Source organism: Pseudochelatococcus sp. B33 (assembly GCF_053570585.1).
The window spans coordinates 1-24,473 of the sequence record NZ_JBSEFH010000008.1; the positions used below are offsets into that span (position 1 = coordinate 1).

Sequence of the window (24,473 nt, forward strand, 5' to 3'; positions counted from 1 at the left end):
TCGACCTCGATATGGCCGCCGAAATGGGCCATCCTTTCCTGCATGTTGCGCAGCCCGAGCCCCGAGCCCGCATGCCCGGTCGTGGAAAATCCGCGTCCGTTGTCGATGATGTCCATCTGCATCCGGCCCCGCACCGCGGTTCCGCTTGCATCCGGCGGCTGGCTGCTGGAAAACCGGACGGTGACTTTCGTGGCGTTGGCGTGGCGCTCGATATTGGTCAGCGCCTCCTGCGCGACCCGGTAGAGCGCGATCTTCGCCTCGGGCAGGAGCCGGTTCTTGAACGCCACCGATTCGAGGCTGGTCTCGATGTTGTTGCGCTCGGAGAAATTGTGCACGAGCGCCTCAAGCGCCGCTGTCAGCCCGAGGTCGTCGAGCACGCGCGGGCGAAGCTCATGGGACATGCGGCGCACCTCCTTGATGGCGTCGTTGAGGGCGGCGGCGCCTCTCTCGATGGCCGTGACCGCCTCGATGTTGTTGCGATCGACCCTGCGCCGGGCAAGGTCGATCGCATACCGCACGCCGACCAGATTCTGCGAGATGCCGTCGTGCAGCTCCCGCGCCACGCGCGAGCGCTCCTCCTCCTGCGTATCGATGATGCGCTGCGTCAGTTCCTTCAGCTTGCCGTCGGCGAGCCGGCGCTCGCGCAGGTTGAGCAACATGCAGGTGGCGAACACGACAAGCACCGCCGGCACCGCGATCACCGCCACGATGAAGAACGTGCGCCCGATGGTCCCGCGCAGGTCGGCCTTGGCGGCGGCGGTCTGGGCGAAGACGTCGTCGAGGTAAACGCCGGTCCCCAGCATCCAGCCCCATTTGTCGAGGCCGACGGCGAACGACAGCTTGTCGGCCATCACGCCAGCGGAGGGCTTTTCCCATTTGTACTGAAACAGGCCGCCGCCCTCGCGCGCCTTGTCGATGAGGCGCGCGATGACCTTGTTGCCGTCCGAATCGGTCAGATCGATCCAGTTGTGGCCCGGACGGAACGTCTGGCGCGGATGGGCGATGCTGGTGCCGTCGTAGGTGTAGACGAAGAAATAGCCGTCCGGCCCGTAGTCGAGGGCGGCCAGGATATGACGGACCTTCTCCTTGGCCTCCTCGTCGTCCGGCCCCGCGTTGACGTAGATCTCGTTGATGGCGGACAGGGCGAGATTGGTGAGGTTGAGCAGTTCGGTCTGCTTGGCGGCGAGCATGTTGCGCTCGAAAGTGTCGATGCTGGAGCGCACGAGATTGGTGGACTGCCATGTGATCAGCGCCGTGATCGCCAGGATCGCGACCACGAGCGGCACGATGGCCAACGCCAGGATCTGTTGTCGAAGATTCACGCGCTTCCCCTCCAACCCTTGAATTGCTCTTGCCTGCTTGACGTCCACTGCACAGGGAACCCGAGCGGAAATCAAGTCTCCTCGTTTCAGGAAGGTAGGGCATGATTGCATGGACCGGTCAGGAGAACGCTGGGTTCAATGCGCGAAGCGTGCCCGGGCGTCATGATTCGATCCGATGACCCGGTCTGCCGATAGCCGACGTTCCGAAAGTCGCCATCCAGGCAGGCAGATTTGCACGCCGGCCGGCAGGTGAACCGGCACGCCGCCGACTGCGGGCCAGCGGTCCGAACCAGCAGCGGCCTGGCAACGGCGCTCCGCTCGGTTTCGGCACGGTCGCGCATTGCCGGCTCAAGCAGACGACGGCCTTGCTCCGTCAGTTCGACGATGACGCCGCGGAACTTTTAACCGGATGGGCCCTCAGCGCCTCTTCATTGACATCGACGCCCCAACCGGCGCCGGTCGGCACAACGTAGTGGCCATCTTCTATCACGGGGGGAGTAGTGACAATTTCATCCCGCCAGGGAACGCTGTCAATGTCGATCTCCATGATCCGGATGTTCGGGATCGCTGCGCAGAAATGCGCGTTGATCGCACTCGCCAGATGGCCGTAAAAGTTGTGGGGAGCAACGTTCATTTCATAAATATCGGCCATGTCGGCAATCCTCGCTGCCTCGGCCATGCCGTTCCATATGACGTCGACTATGGCGACGTCCATCGCATAGTTTTCGAGATAGGGCCTGAAATCCCGGCGTTCCAGAAGGGTTTCGCCCGAGGCGAGGCTGCAGGGAAGGTCCCGTCTCAGAAGCTGCAGGGATATCGGATCATGGATATCGACTTCGAGCCATGTGAGATTGGCCGACCGCAGGGCCTGCCCGATCCGGCGGTAACCTTCGAGCCGAAAATTGAAGTTCAGGTCCAGCATGACGCCGACATCCGGCCCGCAGCCTGCCCGGAACGCTTCGACTGTCATGGCCGCCGAACGAACCAGGAAGTCATCCCAATTCCGCTCCGGGAAGCCTTTTGCTCTCTGGACACTTGGCCTGTAGGGCATCAGCCGCCCGTCGATCTCCATGGCGATGTTGGTCTTCAGAGCGGAAAAGCCCCGATCCCGAACCTCCTGGCCGAGCCGCGTGATATCGTCGTAGGTCCGCACAGCGGGTCTTCCGACAAGCTCCGGATGGCGTAGCCGATAGGAGCCGCAATGGGACCAGTAGACCGGGATGCGGTCGCGGATCAGCCCGCCGAAGAGCTCGTAGACAGGAACGCCAAGCGCCTTTCCCTTGATGTCGAGAAGCGCATTCTCGATGGCTCCCGCGGCCTGACGGGCGACGCCCCCTCGCGAGTGGACGGCTTTCGAGGCCATCACCGCGTTTATCAGCGCGATCTGCATCGGATTCATGCCGATGATCTCGGACATCAGCGTTCGGATGGCGGTTGCGAGGCCCGGCCCTCCGAAATTCTCGTTGAACTCCGACCAACCCGTTATTCCGTCATCCGTCACGATCTTCAGGAAGGAGAATGTACGCCAGCCCGCATCGCACTGGAGTACATCGAACAATGCTATCTTCATCTGTTCCTCCACGACCGGCCTCGTGTCCATCCTCACTCCAGGATATTGGCGCATTTACAGCTATATCGGCGACGACCTGAGCTCTCCCCGCATGAAGGAATGCAGATTTGCTTCGCAGATTTCGACGATCCGCGTTTCTACAAGTCTGTTGCCGCGTCCGGACACATGGGGAGAAATAAGGAGATTGGGTACATCCCACAGTTCGCTGGCCGGCTCCAGCGGCTCCCGGTCGAACACATCGAGCGCGGCTGCGCTCAGGTGGCCGCTATCGAGCGCCGCCGCGAGAGCACGAGCATTTACCACTTCGCCGCGGGCGACGTTGACGAGACGCGCGCCGGCCGGCAGCAGAGCGAGACGCCGCTCGCCGATCAACCCCTTCGTTTCGTCCGTCAGCGGGACGGACACGAACAGCAGGTCGGTGTCTTGCAGCGCCGCGTCCAGCGACTCCTGCCGGACATCGCCGGGCAGACCGGCTGGCAGCTTCCCCGAAGTCCGCCGCACAACGGTGATGGCGCAATTGAAGGGATGGAGCCGGCGCACCAGCGCCTGGCCGATAGCGCCGAGTCCGAGGACCGTCACGCGCGCTCCCTCGAGCGACGCAATCTCGCGGCCGAGCCTCGTCTTGATCCACTGCCGTGCCGCCTTGGCCTCGACGAGCGCCGGCACGCCGCGCAGCAGTGCCAGCGCCAGTGCGACGGCATGCTCCGCCACCGCATCCCCATAGGCCGCGGCGACATTGGTCACGATGAGCCGATCGAGGTCTCCGCGCAGCTTTGCCAGCGCGTCGATGCCCGACGTCAGCGCCTGAATCCACCGCAAAGATCCGGCCGATCGAATGGCGTCCGCTACATCGTCGCTGACCTGGGCAGGCCGGCAGAACACGGCCTCGGCATCGCGAAGTTCGCTGATGAACTCGCGGGCCGTCGAGACGACGACCGGCTCCACATCCGGGTGGCGCCCCACGGCCGCTGCGATCGACGCGCTGTAGTAGTCCGTGAATATCAGCGCCTTCATGGTCCGCCTCCCCGGTCGCTGGTGTCTCGTCACTTGTCGACGGCAGGGGATGCCTGCAAGGCGATGCCCGCGTCGTCGAAGAAATGCAGATTGTCCGTGGCCAGGTGAAGAACGATATCACCCTGGACGCCCTCGCCTTCAGTCGGCACGGAAAAAACGATCTCCCCGAGTTTGGAGCGCAGGTAACAGAAGCTGCGATCGCCCAGGTGTTCGACGCCGAGCACTTCATATTCTCCCGAGGCGAACCGAAATGTCACGTCCGTCGTCGCGTCAGCCGCCGGTCGCGCGGGCTGCAGATGCTCCGGGCGAAAGCCGATATGAACGGGCGGTCGCTCGAAAGACCCGACGACATCGATGTGAGAGCCGTCGGGAAGCCCGAAACGAACCCTCGAACCGTCGTCATGCATGGCCTTGACGTCCACGATATTCATGGTGGGAGAGCCGATGAACCGCGCGACGAACAGCGTTCCCGGCCGTCGGTACAGTTCGAGTGGCGTCGCGACCTGTTCGACGTAACCGTCGCGCATGACGACGATCTGATGCGCCAGCGTCATGGCCTCAACCTGATCGTGCGTGACGAACAGCATCGTCGCGTTCAGAGACTCCTGCAGACGTGCGATCTCGAGCCGCATCTTGATTCTCAGCGCAGCGTCCAGATTGCTGAGCGGCTCGTCGAAGAGATAGACCTTTGGCGCCCTGATAATCGCCCGTCCCATGGAAACGCGTTGGCGCTGGCCGCCCGACAGTTGCTTGGGATAGCGATCAAGCAGCGCGTCGACCGCGAGCATCCGGGCGACGTCGCGCACCTTGGTGTCAATGGCCGCCTTGCCCTCGCCCGCCATTTCGAGCGGGAAGGAAAGATTCTTGTACACGGTAAGGTGCGGATAGAGCGCGTAGCTCTGAAAAACCATCGCGCAGCCGCGATCTTTCGGGGGAATGTCGTTCGCGCGCTTCCCGTCGATGAAGATGTCACCGGCGCTGATTTCCTCAAGCCCTGCGATCATCCGCAGCAAGGTCGACTTGCCGCATCCCGAGGGGCCGAGCAGCACGGTCATCTTTCCTTCGGGTATCTCCAGGTTGATGCCGTGGAGGGCCTCGACGTTCCCGTAGCGCTTGCGAACCTGCTGAACTGAAATGCGAGACATGCACTACCCCTTTACGGAACCAACGGTCAGACCGGCGATCAGATATTTCTGCGCGACGACAACGAGGGCGATGACGGGAATGAGCTGGATGGTCGCCGCAGCGAACAGCACGCCCCAGTCAATCCCCTGCGATGCGTCCATCATCTCGCTGAGCGACATGGGCGCGGTACGCGCGTTGGTCGACGCGAAGACATAGGCGAACAGGAACTCGTTCCACGAAAAGACGACGATGAACACCGCGCACGCCACCATGCCGGGCGCCGCCAGCGGCAGGAGGATACGCGTCAGGATGCTGAAGAGCGGAGCGCCGTCCATCAGCGCCGCCTCGTCGATCTCCTTCGGAATCTGATCGAAGAATGCCTTCATGATCCATGACCCGATACTCACCCAGAAACTTGCGTAGAGCAGGATCAGGATGATCAGCGTGTCATTCAGACCTATGCTGTTGACCCAGGGAAACAGCGGCAGCGAAATGACGATCGGCGGAAACATGCGGATGAATATCATTCCGAATGCCGACATCGTCAGCAAACGGCTGCGGTAGCGGGAATAGACGTAGCCCGCGAGGCCGCAGGATATCACGACGAGCAAGGTCGCGGACACGGTAACAAGAAAGCTGTTCCACAACGCGGCAAAAAACTGCGGCCACCGGTCCACCACCCGGTAATAGTTCTCAATTGTCGGCTGAAAAAAGAATATGGACGGCCGAACCGAGAAAATGTCCCTTGATACCTTGAATGAGGAGCTGACGATAAAATAGATCGGAGACAGGGACCAGAATACGATCAGCGCCAGCACCAGCCCGCGCCCCGTCCTGATGGCAACCTTCGCCAATGTCATGCGAACATCCTCCGGTACATTGCGCGGAGATAAAAGGCCGAGATGGCCAGCGACAGAACGAGCATCGCCCAACCGGCGGCCGACGCCGCGCCGAACTCGTGATAGCGGAAGCCGAGACGGTAGAGATAGACCGCCAGAACCTCCGTCCGGCGCGCCGGCCCGCCTTCTGTCAGCAGCCACACTTCCGAGAAGATGCGGAACGCGAAGATGCAGCGGAAAAGAACCGAGATGAGGATCGCCGGCATCATCAGAGGGATCGTGATCCGGCGACAGATGGCGAAGGATGACCCTCCATCCAGCCGCGCCGCCTCGTAGATCTCGTTCGGGATGCCGATCCTGGCCGTATAGAGCAGGATGAACGTGAACGGAAGATGCTGCCAGACGGCGATGATCGTAATGAGAATGAACGAATGGATGTAATTCGTTCCCCACTCCAGCGGCGGAATGCCAATGCCGCCCAGCATGATGTTCACGATGCCGACCTGATAGTCGAACAGATATTTGAACATGATGATCGCAACGACCTCGCTCACCGCATAGGGTATCAGGACGATGCAGATCATCAGCTTCGGAAAGGGAATCCCGCCCGCGAAGAACAGCGCGATTCCCAGTCCCAGGGCAAGTTCAAGATAAACGATGACATTCACGAGAATAAGCGTGTTCCAGAAGGCCCGCCAGAAATCCGGATCGGTCAACAGATTGGCATAATTGTCGAGGCCGACAAATTCCGCTTCCGTCCCGAAGGTCAGATTATTGAGGCTCAACCATCCCACGAAGAGGCAAGGGATGAGGATCAGGCAGACAAGCAGAAGCTGCACCGGTGAAATAAGCAGGTATTGAATCAGGCCTGGACGCATAGCTGTATCACGCTCTGGCAAGACATTGTTGAGGCGGGCGGGTCCATCATGCCGAAGCCGCGGTCCGCACGGGCGGCGCGAACCGCGGCATGCGGCATCACGCCGACACGAGCCGCCGTAGCTGGGCGGCCAGCGACGTCATCGCCTCCTCGGGAGTCTTGACGCCGATAACCGCCGCCTCGCACTCCTCGGAGATCGCGTCCGCGGCGCGGGCTGCGCCCTTGAAGGCCGGCAGGGCGACACGCGCCACCTGAAGGGCCTCCTTCTCGATCGACGCATAAGGCACACTCTCGATATATGCCGCATCCTCGTAAGCCGAGCTGCGCATCGGGCCGTTGCCGTTCTGCGCCAGGCGCAGCGTATTCTCCTTGGATGCCGCGAAGCGAATGAACTCCCACGCCAGCTCCTTGTTCGTCGAGTTGGCGGGAATGACCAGGCTCCAGAAGTTGAGCGCGACGGGCGCCACCGGGAACTGCTCCTTGAGCGCCTCGACCGGCGGGATGGGCGCAACCTTGATCTTCCCGGGGAACGCCGATTGCTTCGGATCATTGTGCACCGGCAGTTTCGACGTCGTGGTGAACGTCATCGCCGCGCGGCCGGTCTGGATCCAGTTGATATTGTCTTCCTCGCTCAGGGTCGAGAACTGGCGCGGCAACGAACCTGCCCGATACATCTCGTGCAACGCCGTTATCGAGGCGATCATCGCCGGTTCGTCGGCGCGAACGACATATTCCTCATCGACGAAGTCGGCATTCCACCCGCGAATGAAGTGGGAATAGTTCGATTGCCTGTTTGGCAGGGCGAAGCCGACCACGGGCGTGCCGTCCTCGCGTGTATAGGTCAGACGCTCTGCGTATTCGATCACTTCCTCCATCGTCTGTGGAGGACGTGTCAGTCCGCGCTCCTCGAAATACGCCTCATTATAATGCAGTCCGGCGACATTCTGACGGATCGGGAGGCCGTAGAGATGTCCCTCATGCCGATAGTGTCCCACGGGGCCGGCGAAGAAGTCGTCGAAATCCTCAATCGGATTCTCCGCCATAAGCACGTCGAGCGGTTCGAGCATGTTGAGGATGTTCGGGCTTGCCCACGGATCGTAGAAGAATCCGAGCCCCACATTGGACGACCTCAGACTCAGCTCACGGAAGGTGCGTTCGGCAAGGGGGCCGTTCGCGAAGGTGAGCCATTCGATCTGGGTATTGTTGGCGCTTTCCCAGTCGCCGGCGACGTTCCCTCCGGGGCCGTTGCGCAAGATTTCGGCGTGTACGGGCACAGCCAGTATGTTGAGCTGGCGACGCCTCTGCGCCATCGCCGATGACCATCCCATGACGGCAGCGCCACCAGCGGCGGCCATCGCTCCCTGAAGAACGCTTCTACGCGAAAGTTTCATCTCGTATCCTCCCTAGCATATGTTTCCCCGGGGCTGTTCTTGTTCGCCCTTCTGCTCAGGCCGAGTGGCTGGCACCCTGCCCGCAGTCGATCGGATTTCCGCTTTCAGGCCGCCGGCGAGGGCGTTGCCTGCCGCTCGGCCCGCTCAGCTCGGCAGGAGCCGCTTCAGGCTGTTGGCCAAGGATTCCATGGCCTCCTGCGGACTCTTGACGCCGATGACCGCTGCCTCAGATTCCTCACCGATCAGATCGGCTGCCCGCGCGGAACCCTGGAACGGGGGCAGCGCAACCCGGGCATATTCAAGCACCTGCTTTTCGATCGCCGCATAAGGCACGTTGTTCATGTACGTCGGGTCGCTATAGGTCGACATGCGCATGGGGCTGTTGCCGTTCTCCGCCAGGCGCCGGGTGCCCTCGGGAGAGGCGACGTAGCGGATGAATTCCCACGCGAGTTCCTTGTTCTGCGCGGCGCGGGGCACGACCAGGCTCCAGAAGTTGAGCCCGACCGGCGCGACGGGAAACTCGTCCTTCAGGGCGGCTATCGAAGGCGCCGCCGCGACCTTGATCCTGCCGGGAAACAGTGATTTCGCCGGATCGTTATGCGGCGCATGGCGTGACATGGTCGTAATCGTCATCGCCGCGCGGCCTGTCTGCAGCCAGTTGACGCTGTCTTCGTCGCTCAGCGTCGAGAACTGGCGCGGCAGGGCGCCCGCCTGGTAGAGATCGTGCAGGGCGCTCAAGGCCGCGATCATCGGCGGTTCGGCGGCGCGTACGACATGGTTCTCGTCAATGTAGTCCGCGTTCCAGGAACGCACGACATGGGTGTAGTTGGACTGCTTGCTCGGAAACACCAGTCCGGCGACCGGTGTGCCGTCCGCCCGCGTATAGGTCAGGCGTTTCGCGCAATCGAGCAGCTCCTCCATGGTGGACGGCGGCTGCGATATCCCCCGCTCCTCGAAGAACACCTCGTTGTAGTGCAGGCCGGCAATGTTCTGGCGGATGGGGATACCGCGCAGCTGTCCCTCGTACATGAGGGTGCGCATGGGACCCGGGAAGAAATCGTCGAAATCCTCAATGGGCGCCCTCTCCATGTGCGGCTCAAGAGGCTCCAGCAGGGCGAGGATATTCTCGCTCGCCCATGGATCGAAGAAGAACGACGTGCCTATGCCTGTCGATTTCAGGCTGAGCTCGCGGAAAAGGCGCTCCGCGAGCGCCGAATTGGCGAACGAAAGCCATTCGACGGAGGCATTGTTGGCGGCCGCCCAGTCGCTCGCGATATCGCCGCCGGGTCCGCGCTGCATCATCTCGACGTGCACGGGAACGGCAAGAATATTCAACGATCTCCTCGCCTGGGCCCACGCAGGCAGACCGTCGAACGCGGCGATCACACCCGCGGCACCGGCGCCTTTCAGGATCGACCTTCTCGATATCACTGTTCCTCTCCCACTGCTTTTTATGTTTTCGGATTGACGCGTGTGTCTGCTTATTCGGTGTCCTCGAACACCGTCTCACAGCGCGCCATGCCCCGATCCCCCCGGAAGGCGGCCTCGACGACAATTTTCGCCTCGCGCACGGTTATCGGGCGTGGATTGTTTGCGACCAGTCGCTGAGCTGACAAACACTGCTCGGCGACCCAGCTCTTCTTATCCCCCGGCAGCCCGAGCGCCTTCAGATCGCCGGGAATGCCGATGGAGGCAAACAGATCGGTCACGGCCTGGATGGCTTTGTCGCCCAGAGTCCGCGGATCTGCGTCCTCGGCACTGGACACGCCCATGGCGACGGCGATCTCTGCATAGTGCGTGCCTGCGACGCCGCGGTTGAATTCCATCACATATGGCAGGAGCGCCGCGACTCCCTCGCCATGGGAGGTATGCGTCACGGCCCCGATCGGGTATTGCAGCGCATGGGCGAAGGAGGTGCCGGCCGTGCCGAAGGCCATACCCGCGACGAGCGAGCCCAGCATCATATCGGCACGCGCGTCGAGGTCGGCGCCATTGATGCAGGCGTTGCGAAGGCTCCCGCTGATCTTGCGGATGGCCAGCAGCGCGTAATAATCCGACAGGTCGTTCTTTCCGACGAAGACGTAATTGCGCGAGATGTCCGCTGTCGGCGGCCGGCGAATGGCGGAATAGGCTTCGATGGCGTGCGTCAGCGCGTCGGCGCCCGACACTGCCGTCAATTCCGACGGACAACTGAGGGTCAGTTCCGGATCGCATATTGCCACGGCCGGAATCAGGTGCGGGCTCGATATGCCGACCTTCATCAGCCGATCAGGGTCGGAAAGCACCGCGACCGGGGTGACTTCCGAACCTGTTCCCGCGGTCGTGGGCACCGCGATCACCGGTATAACCGGGCCCGGAACCATGTACTCGCCATAATAGTCCTGCGGAGCGCCCCCATGGCTGAGCAGCAGGGCGATGAGTTTCGCAAGATCAATGCAGCTCCCGCCACCGATGCCAATGACGACGTCCGGAGCGAAATTCCGGACTTTTCCCAAGGCGTCGGTCGCGAGAGACACGGGAACATCAGGCAGAACACCGTCGAAAATCCGTGTCTCCACGCCTGCGGCCGCGAGATCGTCTAGCATGGCGGCGAAGTTCGCGTCGGCCGCCATGCGCCCGTCAGTGCAGACGAGCGCCCGATTGCCTGTCGATCGCGCCAACGTTCCGAGAGCGCCGCGCTGCCCCGCTCCGAACAGGATATTCCGGGGACTGCGAATAAGCCCGAAGCTGGTCATGCGCGCGTCTCCCCCTCGGCTGCATTCTGGATACGCCGCCACACCTCCGCTTCGATCCTGATGCCACTCTCGATGCTCCGCTGCCGGCAGGCCAATGCGCGGTCGCCCGGCACCATGACCGGCTGGCGGGGATCAACGGGCGGGCAGTGCCTGATGGCGTCGAGGTAGGTCGAGACAGCGGCCGCCATTTCCCTGTGCGCCGGCGGATCGATGACGATGAGCAAGTCGCCTTTATTGCAGACATGCCGGGCATCCAGCGTGCCCTTCACATCGGCACCAAGCGCCGACTGCGTCAGGCCGGCGACGAGAACCTCGAAGGCGAGGCCGAGGGCATATCCCTTGGCGCCGCCGAAAGGCGCGATGGCACCCTGCTTGGCGGCCTCGGCGTCCGTGGTCGGGTTGCCCTGCGCATCGAGCGCCCAATGATCCGGTATGGGCTCGCCGCGCTGTGCGTAGTCGTGGATCTTCCCCATCGACACCACACCCGTCGCCATGTCGAGCACAACGGGATCAGGATCGCAGGGAATGCCGATGGAGATCGGATTCGTGCCGATCATGGCCACGCGCCCGCCCCATGGATGGACGAGCGCCTCACTGGTGCCCAGGACGATCGACACCTTGCCGCGCTCGGCCAATTTTCTCGTATACCAACCCAGCATCCCGATATGGTTATTGTTGCGGATGGCGGCGACGGCAATGCCAACCTCCGAAGCGCGCTCGACAATTCTCGACATGGCCTCCTGGACGACGACCGGGCCGAGCCCTCGCTGACCGTCCACCTCAAGAAACGCCGGGGAACGCCAGAAATGGCTGCCGGCGGTTTCCGGATTGACAAGCCCCCGCTCAATACGTTCAAGAATGCGAGGGAGACGCAGCAACCCGTGGGATGCGTATCCCATCAACTCGGCCTCAACGAGGAGTTCGATCTGTGTGCTGGCATGGGCTTCGGGCGCACCGTGGGAACAAAGCGCCGATACGGAAATCCGTCGCGCCACATCAGAGTCGATCAGCAGCATGTACAAATCCTATCTGATATCGTATTTGATAAAAGGCAGATATCATTCCCTCTGTCAAGAGAAGCCGCATGCAGAAAACCCGCGCGATTGACCCCAAGAAAACCTCCTCGAGACGCTCCAAGAAGCTCGTCCAGCGTCCGTCGAGCCTGGCAGACCACGTCTATCAAGTGCTGCTCGGCCAGCTCATGTCGCTGGAGATGAGCCCCGGAGAGCGACTGACGATCGACAATCTCGCCCGTGAGTTCGGCGTGTCGCACACGCCGTTGCGGGAAGCCCTGGGACGCCTGGAGGCCAAAGGGCTCGTCATCAAGACGCATCTCATCGGCTACCGCGTGGCGCCGCAGCTCGACCGCGCGCAGTTTGAGGAGCTCTTTGACTTCCGCCTTCTGCTGGAGCCCGCCAGTGCGGCCCTGGCCGCCGCGCGGATAACGCCCAAGAACGTCTCTGCCCTCGAGTCGATCATGCAACTGCCGAGCAAGCCGGACAGCAAATATCACTATAGGGACTTTGCGACGCGAGATGCGGAGTTTCATGAACAAATCGCGCTGCTTAGCGGCAATACATTGATCCATGATTCCCTCTCCAGGCTGCACACGCACATCCACATCTTCCGGCTCTACTCGCACGGAAGAACGGCGCAGGAAGCCCTCGCCGAGCATGAGCGGATTCTTGAGGCATTTCGCGCGAACGACCCTGCCGCTGCCGAGGCGGCCATGCGGGAGCATATCGAGAAATCCCGTGATCGCGTTATGTCGGTCTTCTGACGGATGCTCTATTCGAGGCGGGCCACGGCGTTCCTGCGGATCGCATCATGATCGATGACGGCGCCGAGGCCGATCCCGTCCGGTGGAGAGAGCATGCCATTGCCGTCGCGTTCCAGATCGTTCACGATCGCGTATTTCTGGGCTTCGTCGGGCAGGAGCACTTCGAAGAATTCCGAGTTGCTGATCGCGCACATGAGATGAACATTGGCGATATTGATCAACGAATTGCCGCCGTGATGTATCTCGAAGTTCATGCCAAAGGCTTCCGCCAGATGCGCGGTCTTCAGACATGCGGTGAGCCCTCCCTTCACGGCGGGATCGCCGCGCAACACATCGGTGGCCTGATTCATGATCCAGGGCGCATAGCCGGCGAACCCGCCGGACGAATGCTCTGTGGCGACGATGGGGATATGAAGGTGCTGCTTCAGCTTGACGTAGCTGTAGATGTCGTCGGGCGGGAGCGGGTCCTCATACCAATGATAGCCCATCTCCTCTATCGCACGGCCCACGCGTAACGCCTGATCGTAGGTGTAGCTCCACGTGGAGTCGAGCATGAGGGCGAACTCGTCGCCGACGGCTTTGCGCACCGCCGCGCAAATAGCGATATCTTCCTTCCAGCGTGCGGGAGGATGGATCTTGTAGGCGGCCCAGCCGGCCTCCTTGATCTTGAGCGCCTGCTCGACATACGCCTCGACGCTTGGCAACAGCTGCGAGCTGGCATAGGCCGGAACATTGCTGCGAAAGCCACCCATCAGCTTGTGAACCGGCATGCCTGCGGCTTTGCCGGCAATGTCCCACAAAGCGACATCCACCGCGCCGATGGCACGATATGTCGTCATCTTGATCCGCCGCATCATCCGGCCATGGATGCGTTCTCGGTCCAGCGGGTCGCAGCCGACGACCATGGGCTTCAGAGCGCGCACCAGCGAAAGCGCATCGAGTTCGGCTGATCTTGAATAGGATCCGAGGAAGGAATGTCCCTTGACCCCTTCGTCGGTTTCGATCGTCAGCAGCCCGAGACAGGATCGGGCATGCGCGGGGTTGGGACTGTGCGCCCCGTATCTGACATCGGGTGTCGCCTCCCAGGCGAATAACTCAAGGGAGAGGTCGGTTATCTTCATCGCTTATGGCCTCATCTGAGAGCAGGAAATCCGCCAGCGGTCCCGGTCCGGAACGGTATGTCAGTTGACGGACCAAAGGGGACGGTCTATAGATATCGTATCCTATATTGTTTGTCGAGAACCCTTTATGTCTAAAACCTTGCATGCGGCGTATGACATTCTGAACGCGGAATGTCCTTCTATCACAGTGCCCGACCGTCTCTATATCGACGGCGCGTGGCGGGACGGGTTCGACGGCCGGACATTCGAGGTTGCGAATCCGGCCACGGATGAGGCCGTCGCCGTTGTCGCCGATGCGACGATCGAGGATGGCCGGGCCGCCCTGGATGCGGCGGAGGCTTCCTTCGCGACATGGGCTGGCCGTCCCCCGCGCGAACGGGCCGAGATTCTGCGGCGGGCGCATACGCTTATCATGGAGCGGTCGGAATCGCTCGCCCGTCTCGTCACCATCGAGAACGGCAAGGCGCTTCCCGACGCCCGCGCGGAAATCGCCTACGCAGCGGAGTTCTTTCGATGGTATTCCGAGGAGGCAGTACGCAACATCGGCGAGATCACCAGGGGACCGGCTTCCGGCGCCCGTATCCTGGTGCAATACAGGCCCATCGGCATAGCGGTGCTCGTCACACCTTGGAACTACCCGGCGGCGATGGGCACGCGGAAGATCGCCCCGGCGCTGGCTGCTGGCTGTCCGGTCGTGATCAAGCCCGCCTCGGAAACCCCGTTGACGATGCTTGCCCTGATGCCGATCCTTGAGGCAGCGGGTGTGCCCAGAGGTGTTGTCAATGTGCTGCCGACAACCCGCCCCGCCCCTCTCGTCGACATGCTGCTGCATGACCCGCGGGTAAGGATCATCTCCTTCACCGGCTCGACCGAGGTCGGACGAAAGCTGCTTCGCACAGCATCGGACTGCGTCGTGAAACCGGCAATGGAGCTCGGCGGCAACGCTCCCTTCATAGTCCTTGCCGATGCCGATATCGATGCCGCCGTCTCCGGCGCGCTGGTGGCGAAGATGCGCAACCTCGGCGAAGCCTGCACCGCCGCCAACCGGTTCTACGTCCACGACAGCGTCAAGGACGCGTTCGTCCGCAAGTTCTGCGAGCGGATGAGCGCCCTGAAGGTCGGCAACGGCCTGACGGAAGGCGTCGAGGTCGGATCGCTGGTCAACGCGAAAACGCGGGACAAGGTCGAGGAACTCGTGGCCGATGCAAGATTGCGCGGAGCCGAGGTGCTGATCGGCGGAGAGGCGTTACCGGGGCCTGGATATTTCTACCCACCGACCGTGCTGGTGAACGTGCCCGATGACGCCCGCTGCTTCCGCGAAGAAATTTTCGGCCCTGTCGCGATGATCGCGAGCTTCTCGGACGAGCAGGACCTCGTCAGACGATGCAATGACACCGAATACGGTCTCGCCGCCTATCTTTATACGAAAGACCTGAAACGTGGGCTCGCCCTTTGCGAGCAGCTCGAATTCGGCATGATCGGCCTCAATCGCGGCCTGGTGTCGGACCCGGCCGCGCCATTCGGCGGCGTGAAACAGTCCGGCATCGGCCGCGAGGGCGCTCAGGAGGGCATGCTGGAGTTTCTTGAGGCGCAATATATATCAGCCGAGTGGTAGCACGTCCGTCCTGTGCCCCCTCCCCCGCCGCCGATCTGCCGGACCTCGCAACTTGTGTGCGGCGGTGCCTTCAGGAGAGCCGGGGGCGGGCGTCAGGCTGGAGTCGGGTCCTCCGGCAATCCTTCGACGATGACGAATTCGCCGACGCCGTGACCGTCACGGAAACGTCTGGCCGTTTGATACTCGGCCGAGCGACGAAAAGTGGTATCCACTTTTCTGCACGCTGCGCTAGAGGCCGGCGAGCGGCTCAAGAGCGTCAATCAGGCCCGAATAATCCCAACGGTGGCCTCCTCTTGCGGCGCAGGCATCAAAGAGTTCCTGTACCGTCGCCGTGTTCGGCAGGCTCATCTCGAGTTGCCGGGCGGTCTGGAGGGCGAGAGCGATGTCCTTCTGGTGAAGGCCGATACACCTGCTCGACGTCCGGTGTATCGGGCACCATGAGGATGACGGCGTCACAGGCCGTGCGAGCGGGCGACCGGAGGCGGCGGGCTTCATACCGGCGGCAGGTCTCCATCAGTTCCAAACCTACCCGGCGCCGTTACGCGGCTAATGCCGAATCGACATCAATCGTTACTCATCCCGGCAACACGCGGCGGCCTATTTCCCGGAAATGTCGTATATTTCCTTGAGGAAGGACCAGAAGCGTTCCACCGTCGGGCTTTGCCGGAGGCGCGGCCGGAATATCCGTATGATGATGGGGATGTCCCATTTCTCCTCGCCGGCCCGCACAAGCTCGCCGCTTTCCAGAAAGGGCTGCACGAGGCTGAGCGGCAGCCACGCGAGGCCGCGACCGTTCCGCGTCATGGCGAGCAGCACGGTCGCGACATGCGATGTGAAGACCGTCGTCAGCCATGTCGGCGGCGCATCCAGCGCCTGCGTCGCCGCGACGATGCGGCCCATCCCCGAGGTCGGACTGTACGAGACGTAGTTGGCGGGCGACTCCCTGGTCCCGGGGAGAGCATGTCTTGGTTCCTTGCTGCCCTCGGCGACAGGCACGCCCACGGGCACGAGAATGTCGTCGCCGAGATCAATCCAGCGGAACTGCTTCGGGTCCAGGGCAGTGGCGGCGGCAGGATGGTGATGACACAGGAGGAAATGCGCTTCCCCTTGCAGGATCTTGCGCTCGCAGGCCGCCATGTTGTCGGCCATGAGGCTTACCGTCGCTTCCAATGCGGTCCGCTCCTCGATGCGGCGCAGCCAGTCGGGGAAGAAATTGATCGACAGCACATGCGTCGACGCGAAACGCAGTGTTTCGGCGGCGGATTGGGCCGCAGAGCGTGCCTGTTCCCGTCCGAGATAAACGAGGCGGATAACCTCTTCGGCAAGGGGCTTGAACTGCTCGCCGGCACTCGTCAGCTCAATGCCGTGCGGATGTCGGTCGAAGAGCGGTGTGCCGACCCATTCTTCCAATGTTCGAACACGGCGGCTAAAGGCCGGCTGGGTAATGTTCCGCCGTTCGGCAGCGCGGGAAAAATGTCCGATCTCCGAAAGCGCTATGAAATCTTCAAGCCACGCAATTTCCATTGGATGTTAACATCCTCCCTGCCCTGTGCTTGTTTTCATAGGACAGACGTCACCTCCTCGCAATCGAGTTCCGGCGACAGCTCAGCTGCCGCGGCGCCGGCCATCGGCAATGATGCAGGCCTCCGGCGGGTCTTTCCCGTCAAGAATGGCGACGACGGACTGCGCTGCAACCATATTCGTTCGGGCCAGGCCTTCGAGCGACGATGCGGCGGAATGCGGCGTGGCGGCGACATTCGGCAGGGCGATGAGCTCGGCCGTGACATCGGCAAAACTCCTGTCGCTCTCGCTAAGGTAGACGTCGAGCCCCGCCCCCGCGAGCTTGCCTTGCTTCAGCGCGTCAAGGAGCGCCCGGTCATCCACGAGACCGCCACGGGCCGCATTGATGACAATTGCCGACGGTTTCATGAGGCTGATGGCCCGGGCGTCGATCAGGTTCCGCGTGGCGGGAACGAGCGGGGCATGCAGGGAGATGTAGTCGCTCTCGCGCAAGATTGTTGCGACATCGCAGAATGTCACGTTTTCGCTGCGGGCATATTCTTCGTCCGGGTACGGATCGTGCACGAGGACGCGGCAATCGAAGCCCCGCAGACGCTTCACGACACTGCGGCCGATACGGCCAAGACCGATGATCCCGACTGTCTTGCTGTTCAGGTCCGAGCTGACGAGTATGGTCCAGTCGCCCGCCAGCATCCTGTTCTGCGTCTCGCGCAGGCGTCGCCCGACTGCCAGCATGAGACCGATTGCGTGGTCGGCCACCGACGCGTCGTTCCCGCCGGCTGCGATGGTGATAACCCGCCCGAGTTCACGCACGGCGTTCACGTCCACGCGCTCGTAGCCCACGCCCCGGCGCGCTATTGCGATAAGGTCAGGCAAGTCCTCAAGCAGTGCGCGCGTGACGTGCGCGTGTCCAACGATCCAGCCCCCGGCTCCAGCCAAAACACTCCGAAGCTCGTCGTGCGTCAGATTTCCATCCCCCTTTCCCTTCGGCAAGTCCAGGATATCGACCTCGCAGTTGTTGCTCCTGAGATAGTCGATCGTTGCCTGGTCGAAATACCTTTGCGTCACGACGACCTTTCTTCCTGCCCCGGTCATGGTGGCTCCCCCTTTTCATGCCCATTTTCTGCCGCCCGGGTGGCCGGCACCCTGAAAGCGGTCGACTGTTTCTCAGATGGCATCGTCCCCCCATCTTCCGGCCAAGCAGCTGCGCGGCGGTAAGCACGAGAAAGATGCGCAGCAGATGATGGACGATGACGAATGCGACGTCGATTTGCAGCGTAACGGCGACGAGACCCATTTCCGTGAGCCCGCCAGGCGAATACGCAAGCACGACGGGCAGAAAGCCCGCATCGATGGAGTGATCGAACAGGGCCGCAAACGTGAGGGTCAGCAAAAGCAGGATACCCGTTACGACCGCCGAGTGAAACGCCACGGACAGGAAGAGCGAATGATGGGCGCCGCGGAACCGGCAGCCGATAATGGCACCCAGCACAACTTGCGCTGCGTTCACGGCAGGCGTCGGCAACGAAAAGGCGGAAAGGCCGAAGAGATGGATCGTGGCGCTCGCGAGCATCGGACCGAGCAGGAATTTGGCCGGCAGATGGAGAATCTGCGCAAGCAGAACGCCGACGACAGCCGCGCCAACGGCCCAGAGAAAGTCCGGATGTGACCACTCGCCCGATGCCGCGGCCGCGCCTGATGCCGCGACAGCGGGCGCGTGGTTGAAGAGCGAGATGATGAGGGGGAGCGTCGACACCACGAGGATAATCCGCGAGGAATGGATGAGAGCAATCCGCCGGACGTCGGCGCCATTCTGCTCGCCGAAAATCACCATCTCGGACAATCCGCCGGGCATGCCGGAATAGAAGGCCGTCAGGCGATCGTATCCGGCAACGTACCTGAGATAGAGGACGCAGGCGACGCCGCCGAAGGAAAGGTAGAGAGCGAGGCCGACGATCGTCGGCAACCATTGTATGGCAGCTCTTGCTATGTCGGGCGAAAAGCTCGCCCCCAGAGCCAATCCGACCACGATGATCACTGGCGGGCGAACCCAGGCAGGTGCCGCAATCGGCGCGTCGAACGCCGCCGCCGCGGTGCAGGCCAGCATCGATCCCAGCATCCACGCAAGGGGGAGATGCATACAGGCAAACAGCGCGCCGCCGATCGTGCCGAGCATCAGGGCGAAAAGAAAGGCACGGATCCTCTCAAGGTCGGTGACACCGCTGATTTCCCTGCGGCACATCAGATGGCAGCCGCGACGGCTTTCCCGCATGCGACCGTGTCGGCGGTGCCGCCCAGGTCACGCGTCCTCAGCCGCCTATCCGAAAGCGTATGCTCGATCGCGCCGAGGATCGCCGAGGCCGCAGGGCGCTCGCCCAGATGGTCGAGCATCATCGCCGCCGACCAGATCTGACCGATCGGATTGGCCACGGACAGGCCTGCGATATCCGGCGCTGAACCGTGCACCGGTTCGAACAGGGAAGGGAAATCCCGCTCAGGATTGATGTTGCCCGACGGCGCGATTCCGATCGTGCCGGTGCAGGCCGGGCCGAGATCGGATAGGATGTCGCCAAAGAGGTTGGATGCCACCACGACGTCGAACCAGTCCGGATGCTGCACGAAATGAGCGGTCAGGATATCGATGTGGTATTTGTCCCGGCGAACATCCGGGTAGTTCTTCGCCATTTCCTCGACACGCTCGTCCCAGTAGGGCATCGTGATGGAGATTCCATTCGACTTCGTCGCAGAAGTGAGATGCCCCTTGCGTTCGGCAGCGAGTTCGAACGCGAACTTGAGAATGCGGTCGACGCCCTTGCGGGTCATCACGGTCTCCTGGATCACAACTTCCCGTTCCGTGCCCGGAAAGATGCTACCGCCGATCGAGGAATATTCACCTTCGGTGTTTTCCCGCACGACGTAGAAATCGATATCGCCCGGCTTCCGGCCCGCAAGCGGAGACGTCACGCCCGGCATCAGCCGGCAAGGGCGCAGGCTCACGTACTGATCGAACTCGCGGCGGAACTGGATCAGCGATCCCCACAGCGAAATGTGGTCCGGAACTTTGGCCGGCCAACCGACTGCACCGAAAAAAATCGCGTCATGCCTGCCGATCTGCTCCTTCCAGTCCTCCGGCATCATGTGGCCATGCTTCTCGTAGTAGTCGCATGATGCGAAATCGAAGATATCGATTTTAAGATCGAAGCTGTAGCGCGAGGCCGCCGCTTCGAGCACCCTCAATCCCTCCGGAACGACTTCCTTGCCGACACCGTCGCCAGGAATGACCGCGATCCTGTAAACGTTTGTTTTTTCACGTTCCACGATGGCCCCTGCTGCTCATGCAATACACCTTGATACGTCGTGGAAGGATGGCAACCGCCGCTGTTCCAGTCCATTGCCGGTTCGGCATGTATCTATGCAGCGTCAGCGCATCGCGATCGCCCGGACGCTGGCCCTGGAGAACTGATGCGGATAGAAGTCGACGCGTTCCTCCGGATCGGGGATGCCGACGCGGCCGAGCAACCTTATCGCCTCCGCATGCAGATTGCCGGCTTCGCTACCGTGAATGCGAAACATCTCGGCAAGTTGCCAACCGACGGTGCAGGCGGGATTCAGCGCCAACGGATCCGAACACCATGGCAATCCGCCTGCCGTTGATATCCAAGCCCCCGAGGAGATTCAGAAGTGATCTGATCCGTCAGTTTCTGGAACCAAACATTTATGTCGACAAGGATAATGAAAATAGCTACTTTATGGGGAAATATACGCAACATACCTGAGAATTGTAGACAACAATGTCTCTACCACGGTCTTTGCCAGTCGTCTTCATGCGCGGGGGTACGAGCAAGGCGCTTGTGTTCCACCAACGGGATCTGCCTGCCGTCGACCCCGATGGCAGGCGAAGCCTGTGGTCCGACATCTTCCTCCGGGCGCTTGGAAGTCCCGATCCCCATGGCAGGCAACTCAACGGGATGGGGGGCGGCATTTCTTCACTCTCCAAGGTGGCCGTCGTGGGGCCTTCCACTCGCGACGATGCCGATGTCGATTATACGTTCGCCCAGGTCGGCGTCGCTGACAGCATCGTCGGCTATCGCGGTAATTGCGGGAATATCTCTTCGGCGGTCGGTTCCTTCGCCGTGGACGAAGGGCTGGTGCCGGCCGCGGATGGAACGCAGACGGTGCGTATTCACAACACTAATACCGGCAAGATCGTCGTCGCCAGTTTCGCGGTGGCGGGCGGCAAGGCCGTGGAGGCGGGCAGCTTCTCGCTTCAGGGCGTGTCGGGCACCGGTGCGCCGATCAGGCTCGCGTTCAAGGCACCCGGAGGCGCGGCGACGGGCAGGTTGCTGCCCACCGCGAACGCCATCGACCGGCTGGAGGTGGCCGGCTTCCCCGCCGCCCTCGCGGTGACCATGCTGGATGTCTCCAATCCCGTCGTTTTCGTCACGGCAGAGGACATTGGCCTGCGGGGAGACGAGGCGGCGTCGCTTCTCGCCGCGGACGCGGCCCTGCTGGAGACCTTCGAGGCGATACGGCGCGCGGCCGCCGTGGCGATGGGGCTGGTCGCCTCGGAAGACGAGGCCCGCACGGCGCTCCGCAGCCTTCCCATCGTCGCCCTGCTGTCGGCGCCTGAGGACGCTTCCAGCGACATCGTCGCGCGGATGGTGGCAACCGGCCAGCCGCACAAGGCATCGCCACTCACGGGCGCCATGTGCCTCGCCGCCGCGGTCAAGATTCCCGGCACCATCGCAAACCGTCTCGCGCAGCCCCTCGCCGCGGATGCGGATGTGCGGATCGCCCACGCGTCCGGCGTGCTGCCGGTTTCCGCCACCGTGGAGGCGCGGGGCGATTCCTTCGAGGTGATCGATGCCGTCGTCTATCGTACGGCCCGGCGACTGATGGACGGACGGGTCTACCTCGCACCCTGACGAGGGACGGCATGTCCGTCCGGGTCCCCGGCCCGTCAGCCCTTGCGGCTGCGGCGGGCGGACGCTGCGGTCGCCTCTTGCGCTTCCCGCTCCAGCAGCGCCTTTTCCATGTTCGCGCGGGAAGCCTGAATGTGCCGCCGCATGAGCAGTTCCGCGAGTTCGGGATCGCGGTTGGAAATCGCCTCCGCAATCCGCTGGTGCTCCACGAAGGCGCGCTGGGCGCGCGCGCCGTCGATCGCATGCTGGAAGCGGCACAGGCGGATCAGCTGGTAGTATTCGTCGCACAGGAGCTGGAAAAGACTGGCATTGCCGCTGTAGCGCGTGATGGCGAAGTGGAACTCCGCGTTGGCGCTGCTCTGAATGTAGCCGCCCGGCGTGACGCCGACCAGCTTCTCGTGCCCCTGCAGCATCGCGCGCAGCTCCTCGATCTGCGCACTGGTGATCCGCCGCGCCGCCTCACGCGCGGCAAGCCCTTCCAGCACCTCGCGGATGGCGAAGGTCTCGCTCATCATCTGGTGGGTTATCGTGACGACGCGGGCGCCAAGGCGCGGCGAGCGCGTCACGAGCCGCCGCTCCTCCAGACGGCGGATCGCCTCGCGAAGCGGCCCGCGGCTGACGCCGAGGCGGCGCGAGAGGTCGGGCTCGCTCAGCTTCGAGCCCGGCCTGATCTCGCCCTTGACGATGGCGTCGCTCAACTGGCGGAATGCCCGGTCGGACAGCATCTGGTCATCGCCGTCCGCAACTTCCTGAAATACGTCGTTCATGGGCGGGCCTCCGGGCGGAATGCATTGATATGTCGACAATCTCGTCGTTAAACGAAGAATCGAGGCCGGATTGTAGACAGAAATCCGGCCTTTGGGCAATTTGCGCGCTTGTTGATCCACGTGATCCACTTTTTTGTTGACAAAATGCGCCTTCAGCCTAGCATTTCTCCCTGAAGAAAAAAACATCCGGCAGGACGGGGAGGAAAGACAAGAAGATGAAAGTCCATACAATCCGCGTACTTAGAAGCTCCGAGATGCCTGCCCACCAGGACCTTCTGGCGTGGAAGCTGGCGGAGGTTGCGTTGGACGAAGCCCCGCTGGATGGGGATGTTGTCGACATGATCGTCAACAGGGTCATCGACAATAGCGGCGTGGCCATCGCCGGAATCGCGCGCCGTCCGGTGGCCAATGCGCGCGCGCAGGCTGTCTGCCATCCGCATCCGGGTGGGGCGACGGTCTATGGACTGCCCCGGCACCAGCGCGTGTCGGCCGAATGGGCGGCCTGGGCGAACGGCACGGCGGTCCGCGAACTCGATTTCCATGATACGTTTCTCGCCGAGGACATGAATCACCCGGGCGACATGATCCCGGCCGTGCTTGCAGCCGGCCAGCAGTTCGGCGCGACCGGCGCTGACCTCGTCCGGGGGGTGGCCGCCGCCTATGAGGTGTGCGGCGACCTGACCAAGGGGATTTGCCTGCACAAGCACCGCATCGATCACCTGACGCATATCGGCGCGGGCATGGTCGCGGGCATCGGCGCCATGATGCGCTTGCCGATCGAGGCGCTCTATCAGGCCCTCAACCATATCGTGCACGTGAGCGTGACGACGCGCCAGTCACGGAAAGGGGAAATCTCGAGCTGGAAAGCCAATGCGCCGGCCCATACCGGCAAGCTCGCGGTCGAGGCGATCGACCGGGCGATGCGCGGAGAGACCTCGCCGACGCCGATTTACGAGGGCGACGACAGCATCATCGCGTGGCTGCTGAAGGGACCGGAGGCGGAATACGCGGTTCCGCTGCCGGAAAAGGGAGAGCCGAAGCGCGCGATCATGGAGACCTATACGAAGGCCTATTCCGCGGAAATCCAGGCGCAGGCGCTGATCGACCTCGCATTCCGGCTCCGCAGACGCATCGCGGACACGCGCGCCGTCATCCGCTCGATCGTCATCCATACGAGCCACCATACGCATCGCATCATCGGCAACGGCTCGGGCGATCCCCAGAAATATAACCCGCAGGCAAGCCGCGAGACACTGGATCACAGCGCCATGTACATTTTCGCGGTGGCGCTGGAGGATGGCGTCTGGGACCATATCGCCAGCTATACGCCCGAGCGCGCCAGCCGTCCCGAGACGGTGGCCCTGTGGCGCAAGATCAGCACGGTCGAGGACGAGGAATGGACCGCGCTCTACCATCATCCCGATCCGATGCGGCGCGCCTTCGGCGGCCGTGCGGTCGTGACGTTCGAGGATGGTACGGTGACAGAGGAATCCCTCGATGTCGCGGATGCGCATCCTTCCGGCGCCAGCCCCTTCGGCCGCGACGATTACCTGCGCAAGTTCCGGTCGCTCGCCTCCCTGACGGTGCGGGATGCCGAGATCGACCGCTTCCTGACACATGCGCTGGCCCTGCCGGAGTTGCCGGCCGGCAAGCTGGTCGAACTGACGCTGGAAGTCGAAAGGGATCGCCGCGAGCCGCGGGGGCTGAAAAGCGGCCTGTTCGAGCTGTCCGCGCCCTGAGGCGGCTTCGCTGTACGGACGGCGATCCGGCTTCGGGCTCGAGGTTCTCTGGAAGTCTTTCCGCCGGTCCATATTTCCGGCGGAACATCAGCCTGAAGGCTGAAAAATATCCGGTTCGGCCGGGACAAAAATAAA

20 protein-coding genes and 2 pseudogenes are annotated in these 24,473 nt (G+C 62.5%); 4 read left to right on the top strand and 18 right to left on the bottom strand.

The features are described from left to right. From mctS to ACUSIJ_RS10270, 10 genes are all read right to left on the bottom strand, one after another. A partial coding sequence (gene mctS / locus ACUSIJ_RS10225) for a two-component system sensor histidine kinase MctS (protein ID WP_449308289.1) occupies nucleotides 1-1,322 on the bottom strand: 1,322 nt, incomplete at its 3' end. Between the two features lie 373 nt (nucleotides 1,323-1,695). Further along, nucleotides 1,696-2,892 (bottom strand): mandelate racemase/muconate lactonizing enzyme family protein, encoded by a 1,197-nt coding sequence (locus ACUSIJ_RS10230; RefSeq protein WP_449308290.1) that lies wholly within the window; start codon nucleotides 2,890-2,892, stop codon nucleotides 1,696-1,698. Between the two features lie 60 nt (nucleotides 2,893-2,952). After that, nucleotides 2,953-3,906 carry an NAD(P)-dependent oxidoreductase gene (locus ACUSIJ_RS10235; protein WP_449308291.1) on the bottom strand — a complete coding sequence of 318 codons (954 nt, stop codon included), beginning with the start codon at nucleotides 3,904-3,906 and terminating at the stop codon, nucleotides 2,953-2,955. Nucleotides 3,907-3,935: 29 nt separating this feature from the next. Then, on the bottom strand, nucleotides 3,936-5,051 hold the full coding sequence (locus tag ACUSIJ_RS10240; RefSeq protein WP_449308292.1) for an ABC transporter ATP-binding protein: 1,116 nt from the start codon (nucleotides 5,049-5,051) through the stop codon (nucleotides 3,936-3,938). A gap of 3 nt (nucleotides 5,052-5,054) precedes the next feature. Further along, entirely contained in the window at nucleotides 5,055-5,891 is an 837-nt protein-coding gene (locus ACUSIJ_RS10245; RefSeq protein WP_449308293.1) for a carbohydrate ABC transporter permease, read from the bottom strand. Further along, the gene (locus tag ACUSIJ_RS10250) at nucleotides 5,888-6,748 is read right to left on the bottom strand and encodes a carbohydrate ABC transporter permease (protein WP_449308294.1); all 861 of its coding nucleotides are present in this window, start codon (nucleotides 6,746-6,748) and stop codon (nucleotides 5,888-5,890) included. The genes ACUSIJ_RS10245 and ACUSIJ_RS10250 overlap by 4 nt, the downstream gene beginning before the upstream one ends. 97 nt (nucleotides 6,749-6,845) lie before the next feature. Next, the gene (locus ACUSIJ_RS10255) at nucleotides 6,846-8,138 is read right to left on the bottom strand and encodes an extracellular solute-binding protein (RefSeq protein ID WP_449308295.1); all 1,293 of its coding nucleotides are present in this window, start codon (nucleotides 8,136-8,138) and stop codon (nucleotides 6,846-6,848) included. A gap of 144 nt (nucleotides 8,139-8,282) precedes the next feature. Then, complete coding sequence (locus ACUSIJ_RS10260) at nucleotides 8,283-9,569, bottom strand: ABC transporter substrate-binding protein (protein ID WP_449308296.1); 1,287 nt, start codon at nucleotides 9,567-9,569, stop codon at nucleotides 8,283-8,285. Nucleotides 9,570-9,619: 50 nt separating this feature from the next. Then, nucleotides 9,620-10,873, bottom strand: a complete 1,254-nt coding sequence (locus ACUSIJ_RS10265; RefSeq protein ID WP_449308297.1) for an iron-containing alcohol dehydrogenase — start codon at nucleotides 10,871-10,873, stop codon at nucleotides 9,620-9,622. Beyond that, a complete protein-coding gene (locus ACUSIJ_RS10270; RefSeq protein WP_449308298.1) occupies nucleotides 10,870-11,889 on the bottom strand; it encodes an Ldh family oxidoreductase in 1,020 nt (339 codons plus the stop codon). Before ACUSIJ_RS10270 ends, ACUSIJ_RS10265 begins: the two co-directional genes overlap by 4 nt. 68 nt (nucleotides 11,890-11,957) lie before the next feature. Here ACUSIJ_RS10270 and ACUSIJ_RS10275 point away from each other — a divergent pair, with 68 nt between their 5' ends. After that, a complete protein-coding gene (locus ACUSIJ_RS10275; protein ID WP_449308299.1) occupies nucleotides 11,958-12,653 on the top strand; it encodes a GntR family transcriptional regulator in 696 nt (231 codons plus the stop codon). A gap of 8 nt (nucleotides 12,654-12,661) precedes the next feature. Here the strand turns inward: ACUSIJ_RS10275 and ACUSIJ_RS10280 are convergent, their stop codons facing one another. Continuing rightward, nucleotides 12,662-13,774 (bottom strand): enolase C-terminal domain-like protein, encoded by a 1,113-nt coding sequence (locus ACUSIJ_RS10280; protein WP_449308300.1) that lies wholly within the window; start codon nucleotides 13,772-13,774, stop codon nucleotides 12,662-12,664. 127 nt (nucleotides 13,775-13,901) lie between these two features. Here ACUSIJ_RS10280 and ACUSIJ_RS10285 point away from each other — a divergent pair, with 127 nt between their 5' ends. Beyond that, nucleotides 13,902-15,389, top strand: coding sequence for an NAD-dependent succinate-semialdehyde dehydrogenase (locus ACUSIJ_RS10285; protein WP_449308301.1), 1,488 nt, complete (start codon nucleotides 13,902-13,904; stop codon nucleotides 15,387-15,389). A 228-nt stretch (nucleotides 15,390-15,617) separates the two neighbouring features. On the opposite strand, the gene ACUSIJ_RS10290 is transcribed toward ACUSIJ_RS10285, so the two are convergent. From ACUSIJ_RS10290 to ACUSIJ_RS10315, 6 genes and pseudogenes are all read right to left on the bottom strand, one after another. Continuing rightward, a complete protein-coding gene (locus ACUSIJ_RS10290; protein WP_449308302.1) occupies nucleotides 15,618-15,884 on the bottom strand; it encodes an NAD-binding protein in 267 nt (88 codons plus the stop codon). 102 nt (nucleotides 15,885-15,986) lie between these two features. Continuing rightward, nucleotides 15,987-16,913, bottom strand: a complete 927-nt coding sequence (locus tag ACUSIJ_RS10295) for a LysR family transcriptional regulator (RefSeq protein ID WP_449308303.1) — start codon at nucleotides 16,911-16,913, stop codon at nucleotides 15,987-15,989. A gap of 81 nt (nucleotides 16,914-16,994) precedes the next feature. Beyond that, complete coding sequence (locus ACUSIJ_RS10300; protein ID WP_449308304.1) at nucleotides 16,995-18,005, bottom strand: phosphoglycerate dehydrogenase; 1,011 nt, start codon at nucleotides 18,003-18,005, stop codon at nucleotides 16,995-16,997. A 109-nt stretch (nucleotides 18,006-18,114) separates the two neighbouring features. Then, nucleotides 18,115-19,182 (bottom strand): annotated as a pseudogene (locus tag ACUSIJ_RS10305) (AbrB family transcriptional regulator); the annotation flags it as partial. Further along, nucleotides 19,152-20,228 (bottom strand): tartrate dehydrogenase, encoded by a 1,077-nt coding sequence (locus ACUSIJ_RS10310; RefSeq protein WP_449308305.1) that lies wholly within the window; start codon nucleotides 20,226-20,228, stop codon nucleotides 19,152-19,154. The gene ACUSIJ_RS10310 and the pseudogene ACUSIJ_RS10305, both read right to left, overlap by 31 nt. Before the next feature lie 135 nt (nucleotides 20,229-20,363). Continuing rightward, nucleotides 20,364-20,568: pseudogene (locus ACUSIJ_RS10315) on the bottom strand (ABC transporter ATP-binding protein); the annotation flags it as partial. Nucleotides 20,569-20,701: 133 nt separating this feature from the next. Between ACUSIJ_RS10315 and ACUSIJ_RS10320 the strand changes: the two are divergent. Further along, complete coding sequence (locus ACUSIJ_RS10320) at nucleotides 20,702-21,835, top strand: PrpF domain-containing protein (protein WP_449308306.1); 1,134 nt, start codon at nucleotides 20,702-20,704, stop codon at nucleotides 21,833-21,835. 35 nt (nucleotides 21,836-21,870) lie between these two features. On the opposite strand, the gene ACUSIJ_RS10325 is transcribed toward ACUSIJ_RS10320, so the two are convergent. Beyond that, a complete protein-coding gene (locus ACUSIJ_RS10325; RefSeq protein ID WP_449308307.1) occupies nucleotides 21,871-22,599 on the bottom strand; it encodes a GntR family transcriptional regulator in 729 nt (242 codons plus the stop codon). Nucleotides 22,600-22,814: 215 nt separating this feature from the next. On the opposite strand from ACUSIJ_RS10325, the gene ACUSIJ_RS10330 reads away from it, so the two are divergent. Beyond that, entirely contained in the window at nucleotides 22,815-24,338 is a 1,524-nt protein-coding gene (locus ACUSIJ_RS10330; protein WP_449308308.1) for an MmgE/PrpD family protein, read from the top strand. Nucleotides 24,339-24,473: the final 135 nt, after the last annotated feature.